This window comes from Marinovum sedimenti (assembly GCF_054052205.1).
In genome coordinates this window covers 2,678,060-2,696,537 of record NZ_CM133223.1, presented here as the reverse complement: position 1 = coordinate 2,696,537, position 18,478 = coordinate 2,678,060, and the positions used below count along the sequence as shown (strand labels likewise).

Here is an 18,478-nt window from a genome sequence, read left to right as displayed (position 1 = left end):
GAGACTGGCTCTCGCGGGGGTTTTCTTATGGATCATGCGACGCGTCTTTGGGCGGATGCGCCCCTTGGCTCAGCTTGCCAGCGCCTTGCGGCACCACGCCTGCAACAGCGTCCGGCGGCTGTCCGAGAGGTCGCGGGTGATTGGCATGTATTGCGGCGTGTTCCAAATGTTCGGGTCGGTGCGCGCAAGGATCGACCCGGCATTCGACATCACCGCCGCCTCATCGCTGAGGTGGAAGTGTTTGTTCATCGACGGGAACAAAAGATCATAGGTCCGCAGCACATGGGCATAAACCACATCAAAGGTCAGCGCGTCGTTGCCCACTGGTGCCTCTGCCGGACCAGTGAGGTAGGCCGAGAAATCCTCGTTCGGCAGAACCCGCAGGCTGATCGCGGTGCGGTTGGTCAGGATGGTGAAGTTCGGGCCGATATAGGTGCCGGGGTTGGGGCCATAGGTCTCGGGCGGCGGGGCTTCGTCACCGATTTGCAGGGTCAGAAGAAAGGTGCCGGACTGGTCGACCGGGATCGTCAGCGGCGCGCCCGGCACGTAGTTTCCGCCCAGCTTCACCCGGTTGCTCGAATAGCCCAGTGGCGTGGTGCGATAGGCCCAAACCTGCATCGGGGCGCCCCCCGCCCCCACCGGCGCGCCATAGCGGAGCACGTCAAACGACACCGCCTCAAGCGCGGCCCCCTGATTGCGAAAGGCGGTGGTTGATCCGCCCTGTTCGCCGTAAATCGCCTGCATGTTGGTCAGCACGTAATACTCGGATTCCGACAGCACCGGACCGTAGGCTGGATGAACCAGCGAGAACTGCGCTTCGGAGTCCTCCAGTATCTCGGCCGCCGCCGCATTGTCTGAGACATCAAAATCAAAGATCCAGCCTTTGGCGTTGCCCCCAGCCGTGTCGGCGTAATCGATCTCGCCCAGCGTCGCGGTATTCCCGGCGCTGCTGGCCACCTGAAGCGCCACCGGGCCGAAATCGAACTTGGGGTTGAATTTAGTCGGGTCGGACCAAGGATTGGTCACCCCGCTGTTGGCGCATTCCGGAAAGCTGCCGATGGCGTCGATGCTCACCCTTTGGCCCGCAACGCTCACCACCGCAGGGGCCAGCGCGATTTCGGTGGGGCCAGAGGGCTGTGACAGGTTGTTGTGATACTCTGCCGGGACCGAGATGTTCGGCACATCCGCGGTCAACAAATGCCCCACAGGGCCGGTGCGCGCGGTTTCGTTGCCGTAATAGGGCGCGATCGTTCCGGTGATCTGAAGCTCGGCCGGATTGATGCCGCCACTCTCGTAAAGCTTTGCAATATCCGCGTTTTTCGAAAGCCCGCCGTGCCGTGCGAACAGGTAGTACCGCAGGACAATCCCGGTCACACCCGGCGCATCAAACCCCGGCAGGCCCTTCTGCGCGCCCTCAATCACATGGTACATGTAGCCGCCCGCCCCGCCATCCGCGACCAGATTGACGTTGCGCAGGAAGTTGATCCACTGACAGGCCGCCTTGGTCGGGGTGCCGCCAAGCGTGTTGGCGCCGATGGCAAAGGTGGGGGCGTTGATGAAAAACTGCGTGCCCGGCGGCGAGCCTTCGGAATTTACATCGGTGATGTTGCCCGCAAAGCTGAGGCTTTGACCGTTGAGCGCCTCAAGCGCGCTTTGCACCGCAGGGTCAGGCGCAGTGGCGGGATCAACCTGCACCCCGGTGATCGGGGCCGACACGTCCATCTGCATATCGCCATAGTAATTCCACTCCGCCGGGACAATCTCGGTGGTCTTGGTGGCAGCTTTGGCTTTGGTGCAATCGGCAGCATCACCGGGATCGGCGTTGTTGGGGGCATGCGCGCTGTCAAAGGTCTGTGGCTTTTGAATCCACGCGCGAAACGCATCGTCGGTCATGCCAAAGGTGCGCGGCATCACGGTGGCACTGTCGATCAGGGCGAGGTTCTCCCCCGTCGGCGGCCAGATCGCTCCGCCGGAATAATCGTCATTGTTGGCCGTGCCGGGGTTCAGCGTGCAGGCACCGGAAAAATGAATGCGGGGATAGTCAAAGAGGCTCATGCAATGGATCTCCTGAAAGGGCTGCTCTCGCGCCGGGGTCCGTGGCGCAACGCGCTGGGGACCGGTGGCGGGAACACTGAAATCGGCTTGAAACAACCGGGCGCAGCGCCCCGCAGAGTGCCGCCAATCAATAAACGAAACAGATCAAGGCTCTATCGTGGTCGATCTGCGGGAGATTCGTCAAAGGATAAATCTCCTTAAAAGCGAACGCGGCTGTGACCTAAGGGGTAGACTTAGCGCTGCGCCGCCTGATCAAGGTAAATCCGCAGCTGCTCGCGGAAATGCGGCACGGCCTCGGGGTGGGTGGCAAAGGCTTCGGGGGCCATCAGCATCCAGCCCTGCCCCTCGTCGCCAAACACCACATCCTGCGCGGCCTCGGCAGGCAAATGCGCGGCGAAAAACACCACAAGTCCGTGTGGGCGCTGATACGCCCGGCGATAGATCAGCTGCGCCGGAGTGACTCGCAGCCCCACCTCCTCTGCCGTTTCGCGCAGCACGCATGTCTCGGCGGTTTCCGCCCCTTCGCGGCCGCCGCCGGGCAGGTCAAGATGATCGGGGTAGGGGATATCGGCGCGGTCATCCCGGCGGATCACCAACAGGTCAGGCCCCAGAAACAGCGCCAGCTTCGCCCCGGCAAATGCAGAAATTTCCATGACGCCCCTCGCTCTGATGGCCAATCAAGCGTATATATGGTGGGATGCCAGCCTGAGCACCTCCATGCCTGCCCTTTGCCGCGATTGCCTTACTGAATTTGACACTGGCACCGCCTGTCCGGCGTGCCGGTCGCGGCGCGTTGTGGCGCATGAAGAGCTGAACCAGCTGACCATCGCGCATATGGATTGCGATGCGTTTTATGCCAGCGTCGAAAAGCGCGACGATCCCAGCCTTGCCGACAAACCGGTGATCATCGGCGGCGGCAAACGCGGCGTGGTGTCGACCGCCTGTTATGTCGCCCGGATTCGCGGTGTGCGCTCGGCGATGCCGATGTTTCAGGCGCTGAAGCTCTGCCCCAATGCGGTGGTGATCAAGCCGCGCATGGACGCCTATGTTGAAGTGTCGCGCGCCATTCGAGCGATGATGGACGAGCTGACGCCAGTGGTCGAACCGCTGTCGCTCGACGAGGCGTTTCTGGATCTGACCGGCACCGAACGCCTGCACGGCGCGCCGCCTGCGGTGATGCTGGCGCGGCTGGTGCGGCGGATGCGGGTCGAGCTGGGGATCACCGGGTCGATCGGGCTGAGCCACAACAAGTTTCTCGCCAAAATCGCCAGCGATCTCGACAAGCCGCACGGGTTTTCGGTGATCGGCGCGGCGCAGACTGGCGATTTTCTCGCGGGCAAGCCGGTGCGGCTGATCTGGGGCGTTGGGCAGGCCACGCAAGAATTGCTTGAGCGCGCCGGCATCCGCACCTTTGACGATCTGCGCCGCTGGGACGAACGCGATCTCGCCGTGCGGTTCGGCACGATGGGCACCCGGCTGTGGCACCTGGCGCGCGGGCAAGACCACCGCCGCGTCTCGGCCAATGCGCCGGTCAAATCGATCTCAAACGAAACCACGTTTTTTGAGGACACCGGCGACCCTGACCTGCTTGATGGCCACCTTTGGCGCATGGCGGAAAAGGTGGCGGACCGGGCCAAGGCCAAGGACAAGGCGGGCCGCGTTGTTACGCTCAAGCTCAAGACCGCGAAGTTCCAGACCCTGAGCCGCCGCCAATCGCTGCGCGACGCCACGCAGATGGCCGACACGATTTACCGCACCGCGCGGGCGCTGTTTGACGCATCGGGCGACAAGGGACCGTATCGGCTTTTGGGCTGCGGCATCTCGCATCTGGTGCCCGCAGGCGAGGCCGACCGCACGCCCGACCTGCTCGATCCCGATGCCGCGCGCCGGGCCGGAGCCGAACGCGCCACCGATGCAATTCGCGCGCGCTTTGGCCCGGATGCGATTCTTAAGGGACGCGCCCTGCGCTGATCGGTTATTCCGCCGCCAGAGGCAGTTCGCGCGCCCCGATGTGCGAGATTTCCTCGACCACGCCGCGCAGCACCTTGCGAAACGCCTGAAAGTTCGCGTTGGGCCGAATCGCGTGTTCGTTCATATAGATCGACCGGTCGATCTCGATCTGCACCGCGTGCTGTTGGCGCGACGGCCGCCCGTAATGCTGGGTGATATAGGCCCCGGCAAAGGGCGCATTGCGCACCACACAGAGCCCGGCATTCACAAAGGCCGCTTCGATCCGCTCGACCACCGCTTCGCTGGCGGAGGCCCCGAACCTGTCGCCAATCACCACCTCGGGGCGGCGCGCACCGGCGCGGGCAATCGGATCAAGCGCCTCATGCGGCATCGAGTGACAATCGACCAGCACTGCCTCGCCAAACCGCTGGTGCGACTCGTCAAGAAGCTGCTGAAGCTGGTCATGATAGGGCCGCCAATAGTTTTCGATTCGCCGCTCGGCCTCGGCCAAGGTCAGCTTTCCACGATAAATCGTGCGCCCACCGGCCACCACGCGGGGAATCACCCCCAACCCGGATGTCACACGCGGATTGTGCCCAAGCTTGCGCGTGCCCTCGATCAACGCCGGGTCAAGCTCGTCCGCAGAACGGTTGAGATCGACAAAAGCGCGCGGTGCCCCGGCCCGCAAAAACGCGGCCCCAAACTGCGGCGCACACTCGAAAAGCCTATCTACATAGGCATCTTCCGAGGTTCTGATCACATGTTCATCCAAAACCGTGCGGCGCAGAAACGACCATGGGTAATCCCGCCCGGAGTGCGGCGAGGCAAACACAACGGGGGTCGCCGGCCGCTCTGGCCGGGTCAGATGAAAGGCGAATTTCGGCACGCATGTCTCCTGATCGGATAAACTTATGATAGTCCTTTTTCTTTGTGCATCAAAAGCCCTTGATCCCCCCTTCATTCGCTTTTATAGAAGCCGCCACTGGCGCGGGGTTCCGCGCCCCAATTATTTGGGGCTCCCGCCTGGTTCGAGTTTTCTCGGGCGATTAGCTCAGCGGTAGAGCACTTCGTTGACATCGAAGGGGTCACTGGTTCGATCCCAGTATCGCCCACCATATCACCGCTTTCGGGGGTTTCCCGGGGGCAGAACCGTAACTTAGGCGCACGCCAGCGCCGCGTAACAGGAGAGACTGACATGAAAGTCAAGAACTCGCTCCGCTCGCTCAAGAATCGCCACCGCGATTGCCGCGTAGTGCGCCGCAAGGGCCGCGTCTATGTGATCAACAAGACGCAAAAGCGGTTCAAGGCCCGTCAGGGCTGAACGCACACAGCGATCAGATCAAAAGGACCGTGCAAGCGATTGCGCGGTCCTTTTCTTTTGTGCGGTTCTCTTGTGCCGGGCCTTTCTGTTCCACTCGGCGCAGCGCCTGTTGAGCCATGGGGCAAATGCCCCCATAGTCGGGGAAAAGCCGAAAGCAGTGCCCCACAGTGACCAAGTACCTCCTGATTCACCAAAATTTCCCCGGCCAGTACAAACACCTTGCCCCGGCTCTGGCTGCGCGCGGCGATCAGGTGGTGGCGCTGACGCCCAAGGTCGAGAAAGTGACGCAATGGAAGGGCGTGACCGTCGTGCCCTACAAATACGCGGGCAAACCGGCCAAGGGGCTGCACCCTTGGCTGGTGGATTTCGAGACCAAGCTGATTCGCGGCCAATCCTGCTATCGTGGCGCGCTGGCCCTGCGCGACCGCGGCTTTACCCCCGATGTCATCCTCGCGCACCATGGCTGGGGCGAGAGCCTGTTTCTCAAGGATGTCTGGCCCGAGGCCCGGCTGGGCCTGTATTGCGAGCTTTACCACACCTCGGACTATCCATTCGTCGGTTTTGACCCTGAATTCACCGGTGCGTCGCCCGAGACCGACTCCCTGCGGCTGCGGTTGAAAAATCTCAACAATCGTCTGCATTTTGAGGTTGGTGACGCTGGGATCAGCCCGACCGCTTTTCAGGCCGACACCTTTCCGCCCGCGATGCGCGACCGGATCAGCGTGGTGCATGATGGCATCGACACCGATCTTGTCACGGCCGATGGGGCCGCGCGCCTGAGCCTGCCAGATGGGCGCGCGCTGGGCACCGGGGATGAGGTCATCACCTTCATCAACCGCAATCTCGAACCCTATCGCGGCTATCACGTCTTCATGCGCGCCCTGCCCGACCTTTTGCGCCGACGGCCGAACGCGCAGGTGGTGCTGATCGGTGGCGATCAGGTGAGTTACGGCGCCAAGGCCCCCGACGGACAGACCTGGAAACAGGTGTTCATCGATGAGGTGCGGCCGCAAATCCCCGATGCCGATTGGGCGCGGGTGCATTTTCTGGGCCGGGTGCCGTATGACGTGTTTTTGTCGTTCATGCGGGTCAGCCGGGCGCATGTCTACCTCACCTATCCCTTTGTTCTCAGTTGGTCTTTGCTAGAGGCGATGAGTGTCGGCGCGCCGATCGTGGCCAGCGATACCGCCCCGGTGCGCGAGGTTTTGAGCGATGGCGAAACCGGGCTGCTGGTGGATTTCTTTGACCGCGCGGCTCTGGTCGACAAGGTCTGTACCCTGCTCGACGACGCCGATCTGCGCGCAGATCTTAGCGCAAAGGCGCGGGCCAAAGTGGTGGCGGAGTATGATCTGCAAAAGGTGTGTTTGCCGCGACAGTTGGCTTGGGTCGACAGTCTGATGCAACTAGAGCCGCGCCCGCCACAGGATTGATCGGAGGGCCGCCGCGCTCTCAGGCGTGGCGACATTGCGCGCTTAGTCCACCGCCCGGATCAATTTACGCTCCAACACCCGCAGCACTGCGCGCAGATCATGCCCGCGCTTGAGCATCTGCCCCTCGGTCCCGATCACGGCGTACATCCCCTGTTTCTGCCGAAGTTTGGGGCGCTTTTCGATTCGGTAAAGCGGGTTTTCCGCAGTCCGGCGAAACACCGAGAACACCGCGACCTCGCGCAGATTGGAAATGCCGTAATCGCGCCATTCTCCGGCGGCCACCATGCGGCCATAGAGCGACAGGATCACACCCAACTCGGCCCGCTGGAAGGCCACCACATCCGAACCGGAGCCGGAAAACGGAGAGATGCTGTTCATACCCCAAGCGTCGCGCGCTTTTCGCCGCATGGCAAGCGTCTGTGGTGCGAGAGTGCGACAACTGTGGCCTTGCCGCCTGATCTTTGGGCGGCATCCTCCGCTCAACTAAGGTTCGTCAGCCAAAGCTCCCCTGACAGAACCACCCCGCCGACATCGCGGCACCATGGGCATAAAACAGCCACAACTTATCCCCCTCGGCGCAACTCACCCGCCAATAATCGCGCTGGCCCGAGCGCCAGTTGGCATCGTCCAGCCACCATTCCGGGGAAATGCGCTCTGGCCCGCGTGCCACCTCCAACCGTAAATCTCGCCCACGCCAACGAAAATGTTTTGGCAGGACCGCCCCATCGGAGACCTGCACCGACTCGGGCCGCCACAAAAGCAACGGGCGCGGCCGCGCGGGCACACCCCAAGAGGCAGCCGGCTCTGACCAAGCGGCGGCCAGAACGGTTTCGCTCTTTTCCGGGATATGGCTGTCGCCGGGGTGGCGGCGGGTGACCGCCTCCATCCCCATCCGCGCGCCGATCCGCCCGATCAGATCGTCAAGCGCCGTGTTTGCCGCAAGCTGCGCCGTTACCGCCGCCCCCGCGCCGATGTGGCCCACGGGGGTATGCTCGGCCAATGGTTCAACTTGCACCGCCTCAAGCCGCAGGAGGTCGATGCCGAAACCGGCGTCGATGTCGCTCAGCTTCATCATCAACAGCGGCCGCAGCCGCTCTGGGTCGTCCGAGGCCCGCGCCAGCCGCACCTCGAGGGTCTGCATCGTATGATCGCTGCGAAACACCTGAAACCGCAGGGTGCGCGCGCCCTGCCCCTTTGCCCTGAGCCGCTCCGACAGACGCGGCAGCAGCCGGTCCATCCCGGCGGCCAGATCCGCCTCAAGCCCGATCGGATCAGGCAAGCTCATCCGCACGGCGTATCGATTTGGCGGGGGGGCAGGCGACAGCGGTTCGGACACCGCGCCAAAGGCCTGATCCAGCCGCAAAACCAGCCCGGTGCCAAACCGCCGCGCCAGCGCCGCGCGCGGCTGGCCCGCCAGATCGCCAATGCTGCGCAGCCCCAGCCGCGCCAGTTGCGCCGCCGTATCGCCATCCAGCCGCAGTGCCGCCACCGGCAGCCCCGCCAGTGCCGTCCGGGTCTGGCCCGGCAGCGCGATAAAGCCGGTCTCTGCCCGCAACTGCCGCCCCGAAGGGGCCGCACCGCCGCGTTCCCAATGCCGCCGTTTGGCCGCACGCGAGCGGGTGGCGCGGGCCTCTTGATCGATGTCATCGCCCGACCGCGCATGCGCACCACCGCGCCCGGCATACCGCGCCAGCGCCCAGGCCCCGCCGCGACTGTCGGCCAGCCCAACCCGCGCCGTCAGGCCCATATCGCTACAGTCCTGCGCCATCTGCGCGCAGAGCGCGGTTTCGCCGCCAAACAGATGCGTACAACCGGTCACATCCAGCATCAGCCCGTCCTCGCCATCCAGCCCGACCCAAGGGCTGAACTTGCTCGCCCAGCGCATCAACGCGCTCTGAAACGCCACCTCGGCCTGTGGATTGCGCCGCGCGGTGCGCAGATCGGCGGCCACAGCATGGGCATCGCGCAGGGGCTGGCCCTGATACACCCCCGCCGCCGAGGCCAGAGCCGAGACCGACGACAGGATCTGGCTGTTGCCCACATCCTCAACCACGGCAAAGGGCTGGTCAGGCACCAGAGCCGCCCCGCGCGCATGGCGCAACAGGCGTTCGGCCCCCAACCTGGGGAACCATAATGAGAGCAGACGGCGGCGTGACATGGCGTAAACTGGCAGGTTTGTTCGCTTTATGTTCTCATGCGTATCACCCGCCACCGCCAGAGTCGAGATTGGCCATCCGCCGATTTAACTCAAATTGTTCACAAACGGCCCCCACGCAAACGTCGCCCCTGCACCCTTGATCCTGCCCGGCCTTTGCCACAGGGTCGGGCAAACATTTCGCAAGGAGAAAACACATGCGCACCAGAGCAGCAGTGGCACTTGAGGCCGGCAAACCCCTCGAAGTCATGGAAGTGAACCTCGAAGGGCCCAAAGCGGGCGAGGTTCTGGTGGAAATCAAGGCCACCGGCATCTGCCACACCGATGAATTCACCCGCTCCGGCGCCGATCCCGAAGGCGCGTTCCCCGCGATCCTCGGCCACGAAGGCGCGGGCATTGTTCTTGAGGTGGGACCGGGCGTGAAAAGCCTTAAATCCGGCGATCACGTCATTCCGCTTTATACGCCCGAGTGCCGCGAATGCGAGTATTGCCTCAACCCCAAGACCAACCTCTGTCAGGCGATCCGCACCACCCAAGGCGCAGGCGTGATGCCCGACGGCACCTCGCGGTTTTCGATGCTCGATGGCACGCCGATCCTGCATTACATGGGCTGCTCGACCTTCGCCAATCACACCGTTCTGCCCGAGATCGCGCTGGCCAAAATCCGCAAGGACGCACCGTTTGACAAGGTCTGTTACATCGGCTGCGGCGTCACTACCGGCATCGGCGCAGTGATCAACACCGCCAAGGTCGAAATCGGCTCGCGCGCCATTGTTTTCGGCCTCGGCGGCATTGGTCTTAACGTGCTTCAGGGGCTGCGGCTGGCAGGGGCCGATCAGATCGTCGGCGTCGACCTGAACGAAGACAAGATCGAGATGGCCACGCGCTTTGGCATGACCGATTTTGTCAATCCTTCCAAGGTGGAAGGCGATCTGGTTGCGCATCTGGTCGAGCTGACCAAGGGCGGCGCGGACTACACATTTGACGCCACCGGCAACGTCAATGTGATGCGCACCGCGCTGGAAGCCGCGCACAAGGGTTGGGGCGAATCGATCATCATCGGCGTGGCCCCGGCGGGGGCCGAAATTTCGACCCGTCCGTTCCAATTGGTCACCGGCCGGGTCTGGCGCGGGACGGCCTTTGGCGGCGCGTCGGGGCGGACCGATGTGCCCAAGATTGTCGACTGGTACATGGACGGCAAAATCGAGATCGACCCGATGATCACGCACAAGCTGACGCTCGACAATATCAACGAAGGATTCGAGCTGATGCACGCGGGCAAATCGATCCGCGCGGTCGTGGAATTCTGATGAAACAGGCGGGGTGCGCTGTAAAATGCGCACCCTGCGGCGTTGGATTTTACGATTTGTTAGGCATTGGGGCCCATGATGATCGAAATGCACGCGGCGCGGCGCGGCGTTGATGACGATGCGGTCTGGGCGATAATTCGCCCAGCCGTGGAAAATGGTGAGACGTTTTGTGCCGATCCCGGCGGCGGGCAAGCGGGCGGGCTGGCCTCCTTCTGGCCCGAGACAGCACAGGTCTGGCTGGCACAAAAGGAGGGCGAAACGCTAGGGTGCTGGTATCTGCGGCCAAACCAGACCGGCAAAGGGGCACATGTCTGCAACGCAGGTTATTGCACCGCGGCTGGCGCTTTGGGCAAAGGCGCGGCCCGTGCGATGCTGGCGTTTTCGTTGGAGGAAGCCGTGCAGCAGGGGTATCGTGCGATGCAGTATAATTTCGTTATCGCCACCAACACCCGCGCCATTGCGACATGGGAACGGGCGGGCTTTGATGTAGTGGGCCGGTTGCCCGGCGCATTCCACCATCCGGCTGAGGGCTATGTCGATGCTCTTGTGATGCACAAGACTTTGGTTTGACCTTGGACCGGACTGACCCCATGTTGCGCGCATGACAGATCAAACAAATCTCCTCGCCGTCCTGATTGACGCCGACAATACATCTCCGAAATACACCAAGGCGATCTTTGACGAGATCGCCACCCTTGGCGAAGCCTCGGTCCGGCGCTGCTATGGTGATTTCTCCTCGCAGCAGATGGCCGGGTGGAGCAGGGTGCAAGCCGAATTCGGCCTTGTTCCGCATCACCAGCCCGCCAATACCGTCGGCAAGAATGCCAGTGACATTGCTCTGGTGATCGACGCGATGGACCTGCTGCACTCCGGCCGGTTCGACGGTTTTGTGCTGGTGTCCTCTGACAGCGATTTCACCCGTCTGGCCAGCCGCATCCGCGAACAGGGGCTTGCCGTTTACGGCATGGGCCAGCGCAAAACGCCCGACGCCTTTCGCAAAGCCTGCAAGCGGTTCATCTTTCTGGAAAACATCGGCGAGCAGGAAGCCACCGAGGCCCCAAGCAACCGGTCGCTCGACGAGGCGCGCAAATTGATCTTCAAGGCGATGGAGGGGATCGAGCAAGGCGACGAATGGTATACGCTGGGCCAGATCGGCCAGTTCATCACCGCCGCCAATCCCGATTTCGACACCCGCAGCTATGGCCACCGCAAACTGAGCGATCTTGTGGCGCAACTGAAGGTCTTTGAGACCCGAAAAGGCCCCGGAAATCAGCTGCTTGTGCGCCGAGTCGACTAGAGCATTCCGCGTTCTACACGGAGCATTCAACATCTTCCAAAGCGTTGAAATCTATACTTTCAACGCTTTGCAGACGCACTCAAAGGCAAGATGATTTAGGTGCCATAGCGCGCCAAAAATGTCTGAACCGCGCCGGTGATCACCCGGTCAATCTCTTCAGGCTCAAACTGCGGCGTCACGTTAAAGATCATCTTGATCCACAGGTCGGCCTTGCACAGTTCCGCAAATTGCGCGGCGGCAAGGTCGAAATCATCAACCTGAAGCTCGCCCCGCGCAACGGCCGCGCGCAGGTATTCCGACACCGCCGCGTGCATCACCGCCGGGCCGGAATTGTAGAACTGACGCCCGAGATCGGGAAAGCGATCGGCCTCGGCCACGCAGATGCGAAAAATCGACTGGCCAAAATCCGACAGGATAAAGCCGAGAAAGTGCCGTCCACATTGATCAAGCACCTGTTCGGGCGGGCCGGTCATGTCTACCGCCGTCAGCGCATGATCCGACTGACGGCAGCATTCGCAGGCCGTCACCTCGGAAAACAGCAGCCGCTTGTCGGGGAAATAACTGTACAGCGTCGCCTTCGACACCCCCGCAGCACGGGCGATATCATCCACCGACGCCCCCTCAAACCCCTGCGCGAGAAACACATCCCGCGCACCGGCCAGCACCTGATCAAATTTCCGGCCACGGCGAATTTGCGAAATATCACCCGTGTTCGCCAGCTTGGCATCTGCGCCCATGTGGCAACTCCCCTTTGCACCAAAGTATAGACTGATCAGTTCAGTTTCAACAAGGCACGGCGCGGAAAGCTTCGCTTGACCGTATAGCTGAAAGCTTCGCTCGACCCGCGCTAAGATGGTATGCCGGACCCAACAACAAGGAGGCGCACCATGCCCGATCAAGCCGCGAAATTCCAAACCTTTCAGGCCTTGCATCATACGGACGGGGCCTTTGTCATCCCCAACCCGTGGGATGCCGGATCGGCGCGTATCCTAAGCGCGATGGGTTTTGCCGCCCTGGCCACCACCAGCGCCGGCTATGCCTTTTCCGCCGGCAAGCGTGACAGCTTTGCCAGCCTGACCCGCGCCGAGATCCTTGCCAACGCCCGCGATATCGTCGGGGCCACCGACCTGCCGGTTTCGGCGGATCTCGAGGATGGGTTTGGTGCCGCCCCCGAGGATTGTGCCCAAACCATCACCGAGGCGATCGAGGCCGGGCTGGTGGGCGGGTCGATCGAGGATGCCACCGGCGATCCGGCCAACCCGATCCATGATCCGGCCCTTGCCCGCGACCGCATCATTGCCGCCGCCGAGGCCGCACGCGGCAAGCCCTTTCTGCTGACCGCGCGGGCCGAAAACTTTCTCTGGCAGCGCCCCGACCTCAACGACACCATCGCCCGGCTTCAGGCGTTTTCCGAGGCCGGGGCGGATGTGCTTTATGCCCCCGGCCTGCGGGACATCAACGATATCCGCCGGGTCTGCGCCGAGGTCGACAAACCCGTCAACGTGGTGATGGGCCTGAGCGGCCCGGCCTATAGCGTGGCGCAATTGGCCGAGGCCGGTGTCACCCGGATCAGCGTCGGCGGCAGCTTTGCCCGCGCCGCCCTGGGCGCCCTGAAACGCGCCGCCGAAGAGGTGCGCGACCACGGCACATTTACCTACGCCGATGCCGCGATGGCCGATGGCAGCGTCGCGGCGCTGATGGCGCAGGGGCGGCGAAAAGATCGCAGCTAGGCGCACCGCGATCCACTTGCCACCCAGCGTCCAACGCCTATGTTTAGAACAATTCTAAACGAGGGGCGACCATGCGATTTCTCACACAACGGCGACATTTCTCCGATCTCTCCGAGCAAGAGGTGCTTGCGCTGGCGATTTCGTCGGAAGAAGACGACGCCCGCATTTACCGGATGTATGCCGAGCGGCTGCGCGCCGAGTTTCCCGATACCGCGCGGGTGTTTGATGGCATGGCTATGGAAGAAGACGGCCACCGACAGCAGCTTATCGATCTGCACCGCAGCCGGTTTGGCGAGGTGATCCCACTGATCCGGCGTGAACATGTGGCGGGGTATTACGCCCGCCGCCCGGTCTGGCTGGTGGAAAATCTCGGGCTGGAGCGTATCCGGACAGAGGCCGCCGCGATGGAACGCGATGCCGAGCGGTTTTACCTGACTGCCGCGAAACGCACCACCGATGCCGCCACGCGCAAGCTTTTGGGCGATCTGGCCGCCGCCGAGGCCGGCCATCAAGACAGCGCCGAACGGCTCGAAACCGCGCACCTCGACGACGACAGCCGCGAGAGCGAAGAGGCCAGCGCCAAGCGGCAATTCGTGCTGACGTGGGTGCAGCCGGGGCTGGCGGGGCTGATGGATGGCTCGGTCTCGACGTTGGCGCCGATTTTTGCCACCGCCTTTGCCACTCAGGACACATGGACCACTTTCCTTGTCGGGCTGGCCGCGTCGATTGGTGCGGGCATCTCGATGGGCTTTACCGAGGCGGCGTCGGACGATGGCGAACTTTCGGGCCGGGGCTCGCCGGTCAAACGCGGCATCGCCTCGGGGGTGATGACCACGGTGGGCGGGCTGGGCCATGCGCTGCCCTATCTGATCCCGGATTTCTGGACCGCCACGAGTGTCGCGATGATTGTGGTGTTCATCGAGCTTTGGGCGATTGCCTGGATCCAGAACAAGTTTATGGACACGCCGATGCTGCGCGCGGCGTTTCAGGTTGTCCTTGGCGGCGCGCTGGTGTTTGGCGCGGGCGTGTTGATCGGATCGGGCTAGGCGGATCGGGCCAAACAGACCCGCCCCGGATCAAACCCGGGGCGCAGCCACCTTTCAAATTGACCCCGCCCCCTCACATGCTATCGGTTGATCATGCTGGCCATCTTCCTCAAAACCTTGCCGTTCTTTGCAATCATCGCCCTTGGCTACGGGGCGGGGCGCGCGCGGTTCTTCTCGGAAGAGGCCACCTCTTACCTCACCAAGTTCGTGTTCTACTTTGCCCTGTCGGCGATGTTGTTCCGGTTTTCGGCCAACCTGTCGCTGGCAGAAATCTGGAACAGCCAGCTGGTGCTGGCCTATCTCACCGGCACGACCGCGATCTATATCGTGGCCACGCTCGTCGGGCTGTTCCGCCGCATCGGCATTGAACAAACCGCGGTTGAGGCGCAATGCGCGGTGATCGGCAACACCGGGTTTCTTGGCGTGCCGATGTTTGTGCTGCTGTTTGGTGAGGCGGCGATTGGCCCGATCATGCTGGTGCTGTCGGTCGATCTGATCGTGTTTTCCTCGGTCATTGTGATCCTGATCACCGGCGCGCGCGATGGGCGGATGTCGCTTGGCGTGCTGCGCCCTGTCGGGCTTGGCCTGCTGAAGAACCCGATGATTGTGTCGATGGTCTTGGGCCTTGGTTGGGCGGCCACCGGCATGCCCTTGCCCACCCCGGTCAACGAATTCGCGGTGATCCTTGGCGGTGCGGCCACCCCCGGCGCACTGTTTGCCATCGGGGCCTCTTTGGCGTCGAAATCGGCCGAGCGGGTGTCGGTGGCGGGCTGGCTGTCGTTTTGCAAACTGGTGCTGCACCCGGCGGCGGTGGCGCTGGCGGCTCTGGTCCTGTTTCCGGTCGATACCTTCACCGCCACCATCATCGTGTCGGCCGCCGCCTTGCCGGTGGCGGGCAATGTCTACATCCTTGCGCAGCATTACGGTGTCGCGCCCCAGCGTGTTTCGGCGGCGATCCTGTTTTCCACTGCCGCGTCGATCCTGACGCTGCCCTATGTCATCGCCTGGATTTCCGGGGCGTAAAACCCATTCGAACGAAAGGTCAGCCCATGCAGATCACCTCCGACAACCGCGCCTTTGGGGGCCGTCAGATTGTTGCCACCCACACCTCAGAGGTCTGTCAGGGCGAGATGACCTTTGGCCTGTACCTGCCGCCGCAGGCCGAGGACGGTCCGGTGCCGCTGATCTGGTTTCTGTCTGGCCTCACCTGCACCCATGAAAACGCCATGTCCAAGGCTGGCGCGCAGGGCTGGTGCGCCGAGCATGGCGTCGCCATCGTGTTTCCCGACACCTCGCCGCGCGGCGCGGATGTCGCCAATGACGACGCCTATGATCTGGGTCAGGGCGCGGGGTTCTACATCGACGCCACCCAAGACCCCTGGGCCCCGCATTTCCAGATGGAAAGCTATATCACACAAGAGCTTCCGGGCGTGTTGTTCGACAACTTCCCGCTCGACGTGGCGCATCAGTCGATCACCGGGCATTCGATGGGCGGGCATGGCGCGCTGACTTTGGCGATGAAGAACCCGGGCCGTTTTGCCAGCGTTTCGGCGTTTTCCCCGATCTGCAATCCGTCGGACAGCGATTGGGGCCGCAAGCAGTTCACTGCGTATCTTGGCGAAGATGCCGACTGGGAGGCGCATGACGCCAGCCGCCTGATGGCGCAGGATGGTATTGATATACCGGTGCTGATCGACACCGGCACCGACGACCAATTCGGCGATCTGCTCAAGACCGAAGCGCTTGCGCGGGCGATGGCGGAAAAGCGGGTCGAGCATACACTGCGGATGCAGAAGGGCTATGATCACAGCTATTTCTTCGTCTCGACATTCATCGAAGACCACATCGGTTTTCACGCCAACGCGCTCTGGGCCTGACCCGGTGGCGGTTTTTATCGATGCCGACGCCTGCCCGGTCAAGGCTGAGGCCGAAAAGGTCGCCACGCGGCACAAGATGCAGATGTATCTGGTGTCAAACGGCGGGTTGCGGATGTCGCAGAACCCGTTTGTCGAGGTGGTGATCGTGCCCGATGGGCCGGACGTGGCGGACATGTGGATCGCCGACCGCGCCGGACCGGGCGATGTGGTGGTGACGGGGGATATCCCTTTGGCGGCGAAATGTGTCGAGGCCGGCGCGCAGGTTTTGCGCCACACTGGCGATGCTTTCACGCAGGCCAATATCGGCCAGCAATTGGCGATGCGCGACCTGATGACCGATCTGCGCGCCGCCGACCCGTTTCGTCAGGGCGGCGGCAAGGCGTTTTCCAAGGCGGACCGCTCGCGGTTTCTGGATGGATTGGAACGGGCGATCCGGGCGGCGGCGCGGCAAGTGTAACAGAGCCCGCTTATTGCCTTAGCCCGGAATCAAGGCGTAGCCGCCGGGCCAGCGGCTGCCCGCCCCCCGGGCTGCCGCTACCTCTCAGCTTTGCACGCCTTTGAGATGTCAGAGTGACTTTGCAGACATTAAGTGGCCGCCATACCGGTTGCTACGGCATCCCGCGGGCAGCCACTGGCCCGGCTCGCGTTGGTCGGGGTTCGCAAAACTGCGCGATTACCGGCTCAGCCCGCCATGCAGGTTTGGCTGTTCCAGCGCACCAAAGCCGTAGTGCCGCAGCCAGCGCAGATCGCTGTCAAAGAACGCCCGCAAATCGGGGATGCCGTATTTCAGCATCGCAATCCGGTCGATCCCGATGCCAAAGGCAAAGCCCTGCCATTCATTCGGATCAATCCCGCCTGCCTCAAGCACCTTGGGATGCACCATGCCCGATCCAAGGATCTCGAGCCAATCATCGCCTTCACCAACCTTAAGCTGACCATCCGCCCAGGAGCACCGGATATCGACCTCGGCCGACGGCTCGGTGAAGGGGAAGTGCGAAGCGCGGAAACGCAGCTCCACGCCCTCAACCTCGAAAAACGCCCGCAGAAATTCCTCCAGCGTCCACTTCAGCTGCGCCATCGAGATATCGCGGTCAATCGCCAGACCTTCGACCTGATGGAACATCGGCGTGTGCGTCTGGTCGTAATCGGCACGGTACACCCGGCCCGGCGCGATGATGCGGATCGGCGCGCCGACCTTCTCCATCGTGCGGATTTGCACCGGCGAGGTGTGGGTGCGCAGCACATGCGGCGGACGGTCGTCGCCCTCGGCACGGTGCATGTAAAACGTATCCATCTCGGCCCGCGCGGGGTGGTGCGAGGGGATGTTCAATGCGTCGAAGTTATACCAATCGCTGTCGATCTGCGGCCCTTCGGCGACGGAAAACCCCATCTCGCCAAAGATCGCCGTCACCTCTTCGCGCACCTGGCTGATCGGGTGAATGCTGCCCTGCCCGCGCGTTTGCGTGGCCGGCAAGGTCACGTCCAGCCATTCGCCGCGCAGACGTTCCTCAAGCGCGGCATCGCCCAGCGAAGCTTTGCGACCGGCTAGCGCCGAGTTGATCTCATCCTTAAGCGCGTTAAGCTTTGGCCCCATGACCTGCCGCTCTTCCGGCGTCATCCGGCCGAGCTCGCGCATTTGCAGGCTGATCTCGCCCTTCTTGCCCACGGCCTGCACCCGCAGCGCCTCTAGCGCGGATTCGTCGCCCGCGTCGGCAATCAGCTGAATGTACTTGGTGCGCAGGTCGTCCATGCGAGGCTCCGGGAGGTTCTTGGCGTTTCGATCCAAGTAACGGCCACGCCCCGGCGTTGCAAGCTGTCCGCGCCACTTTCAGCCCTGCGGGTGGCCCGCGCCTGCCCGCAAACCGATCAAACATAGAAAAAGGGGCCGCCCGGCGATCCGGACAGCCCCTTCTATCTCTGTCAAACGTCCGCAGCTTACGCTGGCAGAGCGTCTTTCGCCTGAGCGGCAATGGCGTTAAACGCCTCGGGCTCATGCACGGCCAAATCGGCCAGAACTTTGCGGTCAACTTCGATACCGGCCAAGGCCAGACCGTTGATGAAACGCGAGTATGTCAGTGTTTCGTCGAACGCACGGACAGCAGCGTTGATCCGCTGGATCCACAGCGCGCGGAACGAACGCTTGCGCGCTTTACGGTCGCGCGTGGCGTATTGGTTGGCCTTGTCGACGGCCTGACGTGCCACCTTGAAGGTGTTCTTGCGACGGCCGTAATAGCCTTTCGCTGCCTTGGTGACTTTTTTGTGACGGGCGTGGGTAACTACCCCACCTTTAACGCGTGCCATATGTCA

Annotated in this window: 19 protein-coding genes and 1 tRNA gene; 12 read left to right on the top strand and 8 right to left on the bottom strand. The window is 62.8% G+C overall.

Features of this window, described 5'->3' with window-relative positions; all coding sequences use genetic code 11:
• Positions 1-69 precede the first annotated feature (69 nt).
• Together ACW9UO_RS12975 and ACW9UO_RS12970 are read right to left on the bottom strand one after the other, a co-directional pair.
• Positions 70-2,055, bottom strand: coding sequence for a hypothetical protein (locus ACW9UO_RS12975; RefSeq protein ID WP_457086220.1), 1,986 nt, complete (start codon positions 2,053-2,055; stop codon positions 70-72).
• Between the two features lie 233 nt (positions 2,056-2,288).
• Positions 2,289-2,708 (bottom strand): NUDIX hydrolase, encoded by a 420-nt coding sequence (locus tag ACW9UO_RS12970; protein ID WP_457086219.1) that lies wholly within the window; start codon positions 2,706-2,708, stop codon positions 2,289-2,291.
• A gap of 64 nt (positions 2,709-2,772) precedes the next feature.
• Between ACW9UO_RS12970 and ACW9UO_RS12965 the strand changes: the two genes are divergently transcribed.
• The gene (locus tag ACW9UO_RS12965; protein WP_457088652.1) at positions 2,773-4,026 is read left to right on the top strand and encodes a DNA polymerase IV; all 1,254 of its coding nucleotides are present in this window, start codon (positions 2,773-2,775) and stop codon (positions 4,024-4,026) included.
• 4 nt (positions 4,027-4,030) lie between these two features.
• On the opposite strand, the gene ACW9UO_RS12960 is transcribed toward ACW9UO_RS12965, so the two are convergent.
• Positions 4,031-4,891, bottom strand: a complete 861-nt coding sequence (locus ACW9UO_RS12960; RefSeq protein WP_457086218.1) for an N-formylglutamate amidohydrolase — start codon at positions 4,889-4,891, stop codon at positions 4,031-4,033.
• Positions 4,892-5,045: 154 nt separating this feature from the next.
• Here ACW9UO_RS12960 and ACW9UO_RS12955 point away from each other — a divergent pair.
• The 3 genes from ACW9UO_RS12955 to ACW9UO_RS12945 all read left to right on the top strand — a co-directional run bounded on the left by ACW9UO_RS12955 (position 5,046) and on the right by ACW9UO_RS12945 (position 6,756).
• Positions 5,046-5,120 (top strand) — tRNA-Val (locus tag ACW9UO_RS12955).
• A gap of 80 nt (positions 5,121-5,200) precedes the next feature.
• A complete protein-coding gene (gene ykgO, locus ACW9UO_RS12950; protein ID WP_057820407.1) occupies positions 5,201-5,326 on the top strand; it encodes a type B 50S ribosomal protein L36 in 126 nt (41 codons plus the stop codon).
• A 167-nt stretch (positions 5,327-5,493) separates the two neighbouring features.
• Positions 5,494-6,756, top strand: coding sequence for a glycosyltransferase family 4 protein (locus ACW9UO_RS12945; protein ID WP_457086217.1), 1,263 nt, complete (start codon positions 5,494-5,496; stop codon positions 6,754-6,756).
• Positions 6,757-6,798: 42 nt separating this feature from the next.
• Here ACW9UO_RS12945 and ACW9UO_RS12940 read toward each other — a convergent pair whose 3' ends face one another.
• Both ACW9UO_RS12940 and ACW9UO_RS12935 read right to left on the bottom strand, forming a co-directional pair.
• Complete coding sequence (locus ACW9UO_RS12940) at positions 6,799-7,134, bottom strand: DUF2794 domain-containing protein (protein WP_457086216.1); 336 nt, start codon at positions 7,132-7,134, stop codon at positions 6,799-6,801.
• Between the two features lie 115 nt (positions 7,135-7,249).
• Positions 7,250-8,914: a Y-family DNA polymerase gene (locus ACW9UO_RS12935; protein WP_457086215.1), complete on the bottom strand. Its 1,665-nt coding sequence runs from the start codon at positions 8,912-8,914 to the stop codon at positions 7,250-7,252.
• A gap of 194 nt (positions 8,915-9,108) precedes the next feature.
• Here ACW9UO_RS12935 and ACW9UO_RS12930 point away from each other — a divergent pair, with 194 nt between their 5' ends.
• From ACW9UO_RS12930 to ACW9UO_RS12920, 3 genes are all read left to right on the top strand, one after another.
• Positions 9,109-10,221, top strand: a complete 1,113-nt coding sequence (locus tag ACW9UO_RS12930; protein WP_457086214.1) for an S-(hydroxymethyl)glutathione dehydrogenase/class III alcohol dehydrogenase — start codon at positions 9,109-9,111, stop codon at positions 10,219-10,221.
• A gap of 75 nt (positions 10,222-10,296) precedes the next feature.
• Entirely contained in the window at positions 10,297-10,791 is a 495-nt protein-coding gene (locus ACW9UO_RS12925) for a GNAT family N-acetyltransferase (RefSeq protein WP_457086213.1), read from the top strand.
• A 31-nt stretch (positions 10,792-10,822) separates the two neighbouring features.
• Complete coding sequence (locus ACW9UO_RS12920) at positions 10,823-11,518, top strand: NYN domain-containing protein (protein WP_457086212.1); 696 nt, start codon at positions 10,823-10,825, stop codon at positions 11,516-11,518.
• 95 nt (positions 11,519-11,613) lie between these two features.
• On the opposite strand, the gene ACW9UO_RS12915 is transcribed toward ACW9UO_RS12920, so the two are convergent.
• On the bottom strand, positions 11,614-12,255 hold the full coding sequence (locus tag ACW9UO_RS12915) for a TetR/AcrR family transcriptional regulator (RefSeq protein ID WP_457086211.1): 642 nt from the start codon (positions 12,253-12,255) through the stop codon (positions 11,614-11,616).
• 150 nt (positions 12,256-12,405) lie between these two features.
• Between ACW9UO_RS12915 and ACW9UO_RS12910 the strand changes: the two genes are divergently transcribed.
• The 5 genes from ACW9UO_RS12910 (at position 12,406) to ACW9UO_RS12890 (ending at position 16,628) form a co-directional block, all read left to right on the top strand.
• Complete coding sequence (locus ACW9UO_RS12910) at positions 12,406-13,248, top strand: isocitrate lyase/PEP mutase family protein (RefSeq protein ID WP_457086210.1); 843 nt, start codon at positions 12,406-12,408, stop codon at positions 13,246-13,248.
• A 71-nt stretch (positions 13,249-13,319) separates the two neighbouring features.
• Positions 13,320-14,294 (top strand): iron exporter MbfA, encoded by a 975-nt coding sequence (gene mbfA, locus ACW9UO_RS12905; RefSeq protein ID WP_457086209.1) that lies wholly within the window; start codon positions 13,320-13,322, stop codon positions 14,292-14,294.
• 93 nt (positions 14,295-14,387) lie between these two features.
• Complete coding sequence (locus tag ACW9UO_RS12900; RefSeq protein ID WP_457086208.1) at positions 14,388-15,317, top strand: AEC family transporter; 930 nt, start codon at positions 14,388-14,390, stop codon at positions 15,315-15,317.
• 26 nt (positions 15,318-15,343) lie between these two features.
• A complete protein-coding gene (fghA, locus tag ACW9UO_RS12895) occupies positions 15,344-16,171 on the top strand; it encodes an S-formylglutathione hydrolase (protein WP_457086207.1) in 828 nt (275 codons plus the stop codon).
• A 4-nt stretch (positions 16,172-16,175) separates the two neighbouring features.
• Positions 16,176-16,628 (top strand): YaiI/YqxD family protein, encoded by a 453-nt coding sequence (locus ACW9UO_RS12890; protein ID WP_457086206.1) that lies wholly within the window; start codon positions 16,176-16,178, stop codon positions 16,626-16,628.
• A 216-nt stretch (positions 16,629-16,844) separates the two neighbouring features.
• Here ACW9UO_RS12890 and pheS read toward each other — a convergent pair whose 3' ends face one another.
• Both pheS and rplT read right to left on the bottom strand, forming a co-directional pair.
• A complete protein-coding gene (pheS, locus tag ACW9UO_RS12885) occupies positions 16,845-17,921 on the bottom strand; it encodes a phenylalanine--tRNA ligase subunit alpha (RefSeq protein ID WP_457086205.1) in 1,077 nt (358 codons plus the stop codon).
• A 185-nt stretch (positions 17,922-18,106) separates the two neighbouring features.
• Positions 18,107-18,472 (bottom strand): 50S ribosomal protein L20, encoded by a 366-nt coding sequence (gene rplT, locus ACW9UO_RS12880; protein WP_457086204.1) that lies wholly within the window; start codon positions 18,470-18,472, stop codon positions 18,107-18,109.
• Positions 18,473-18,478: the final 6 nt, after the last annotated feature.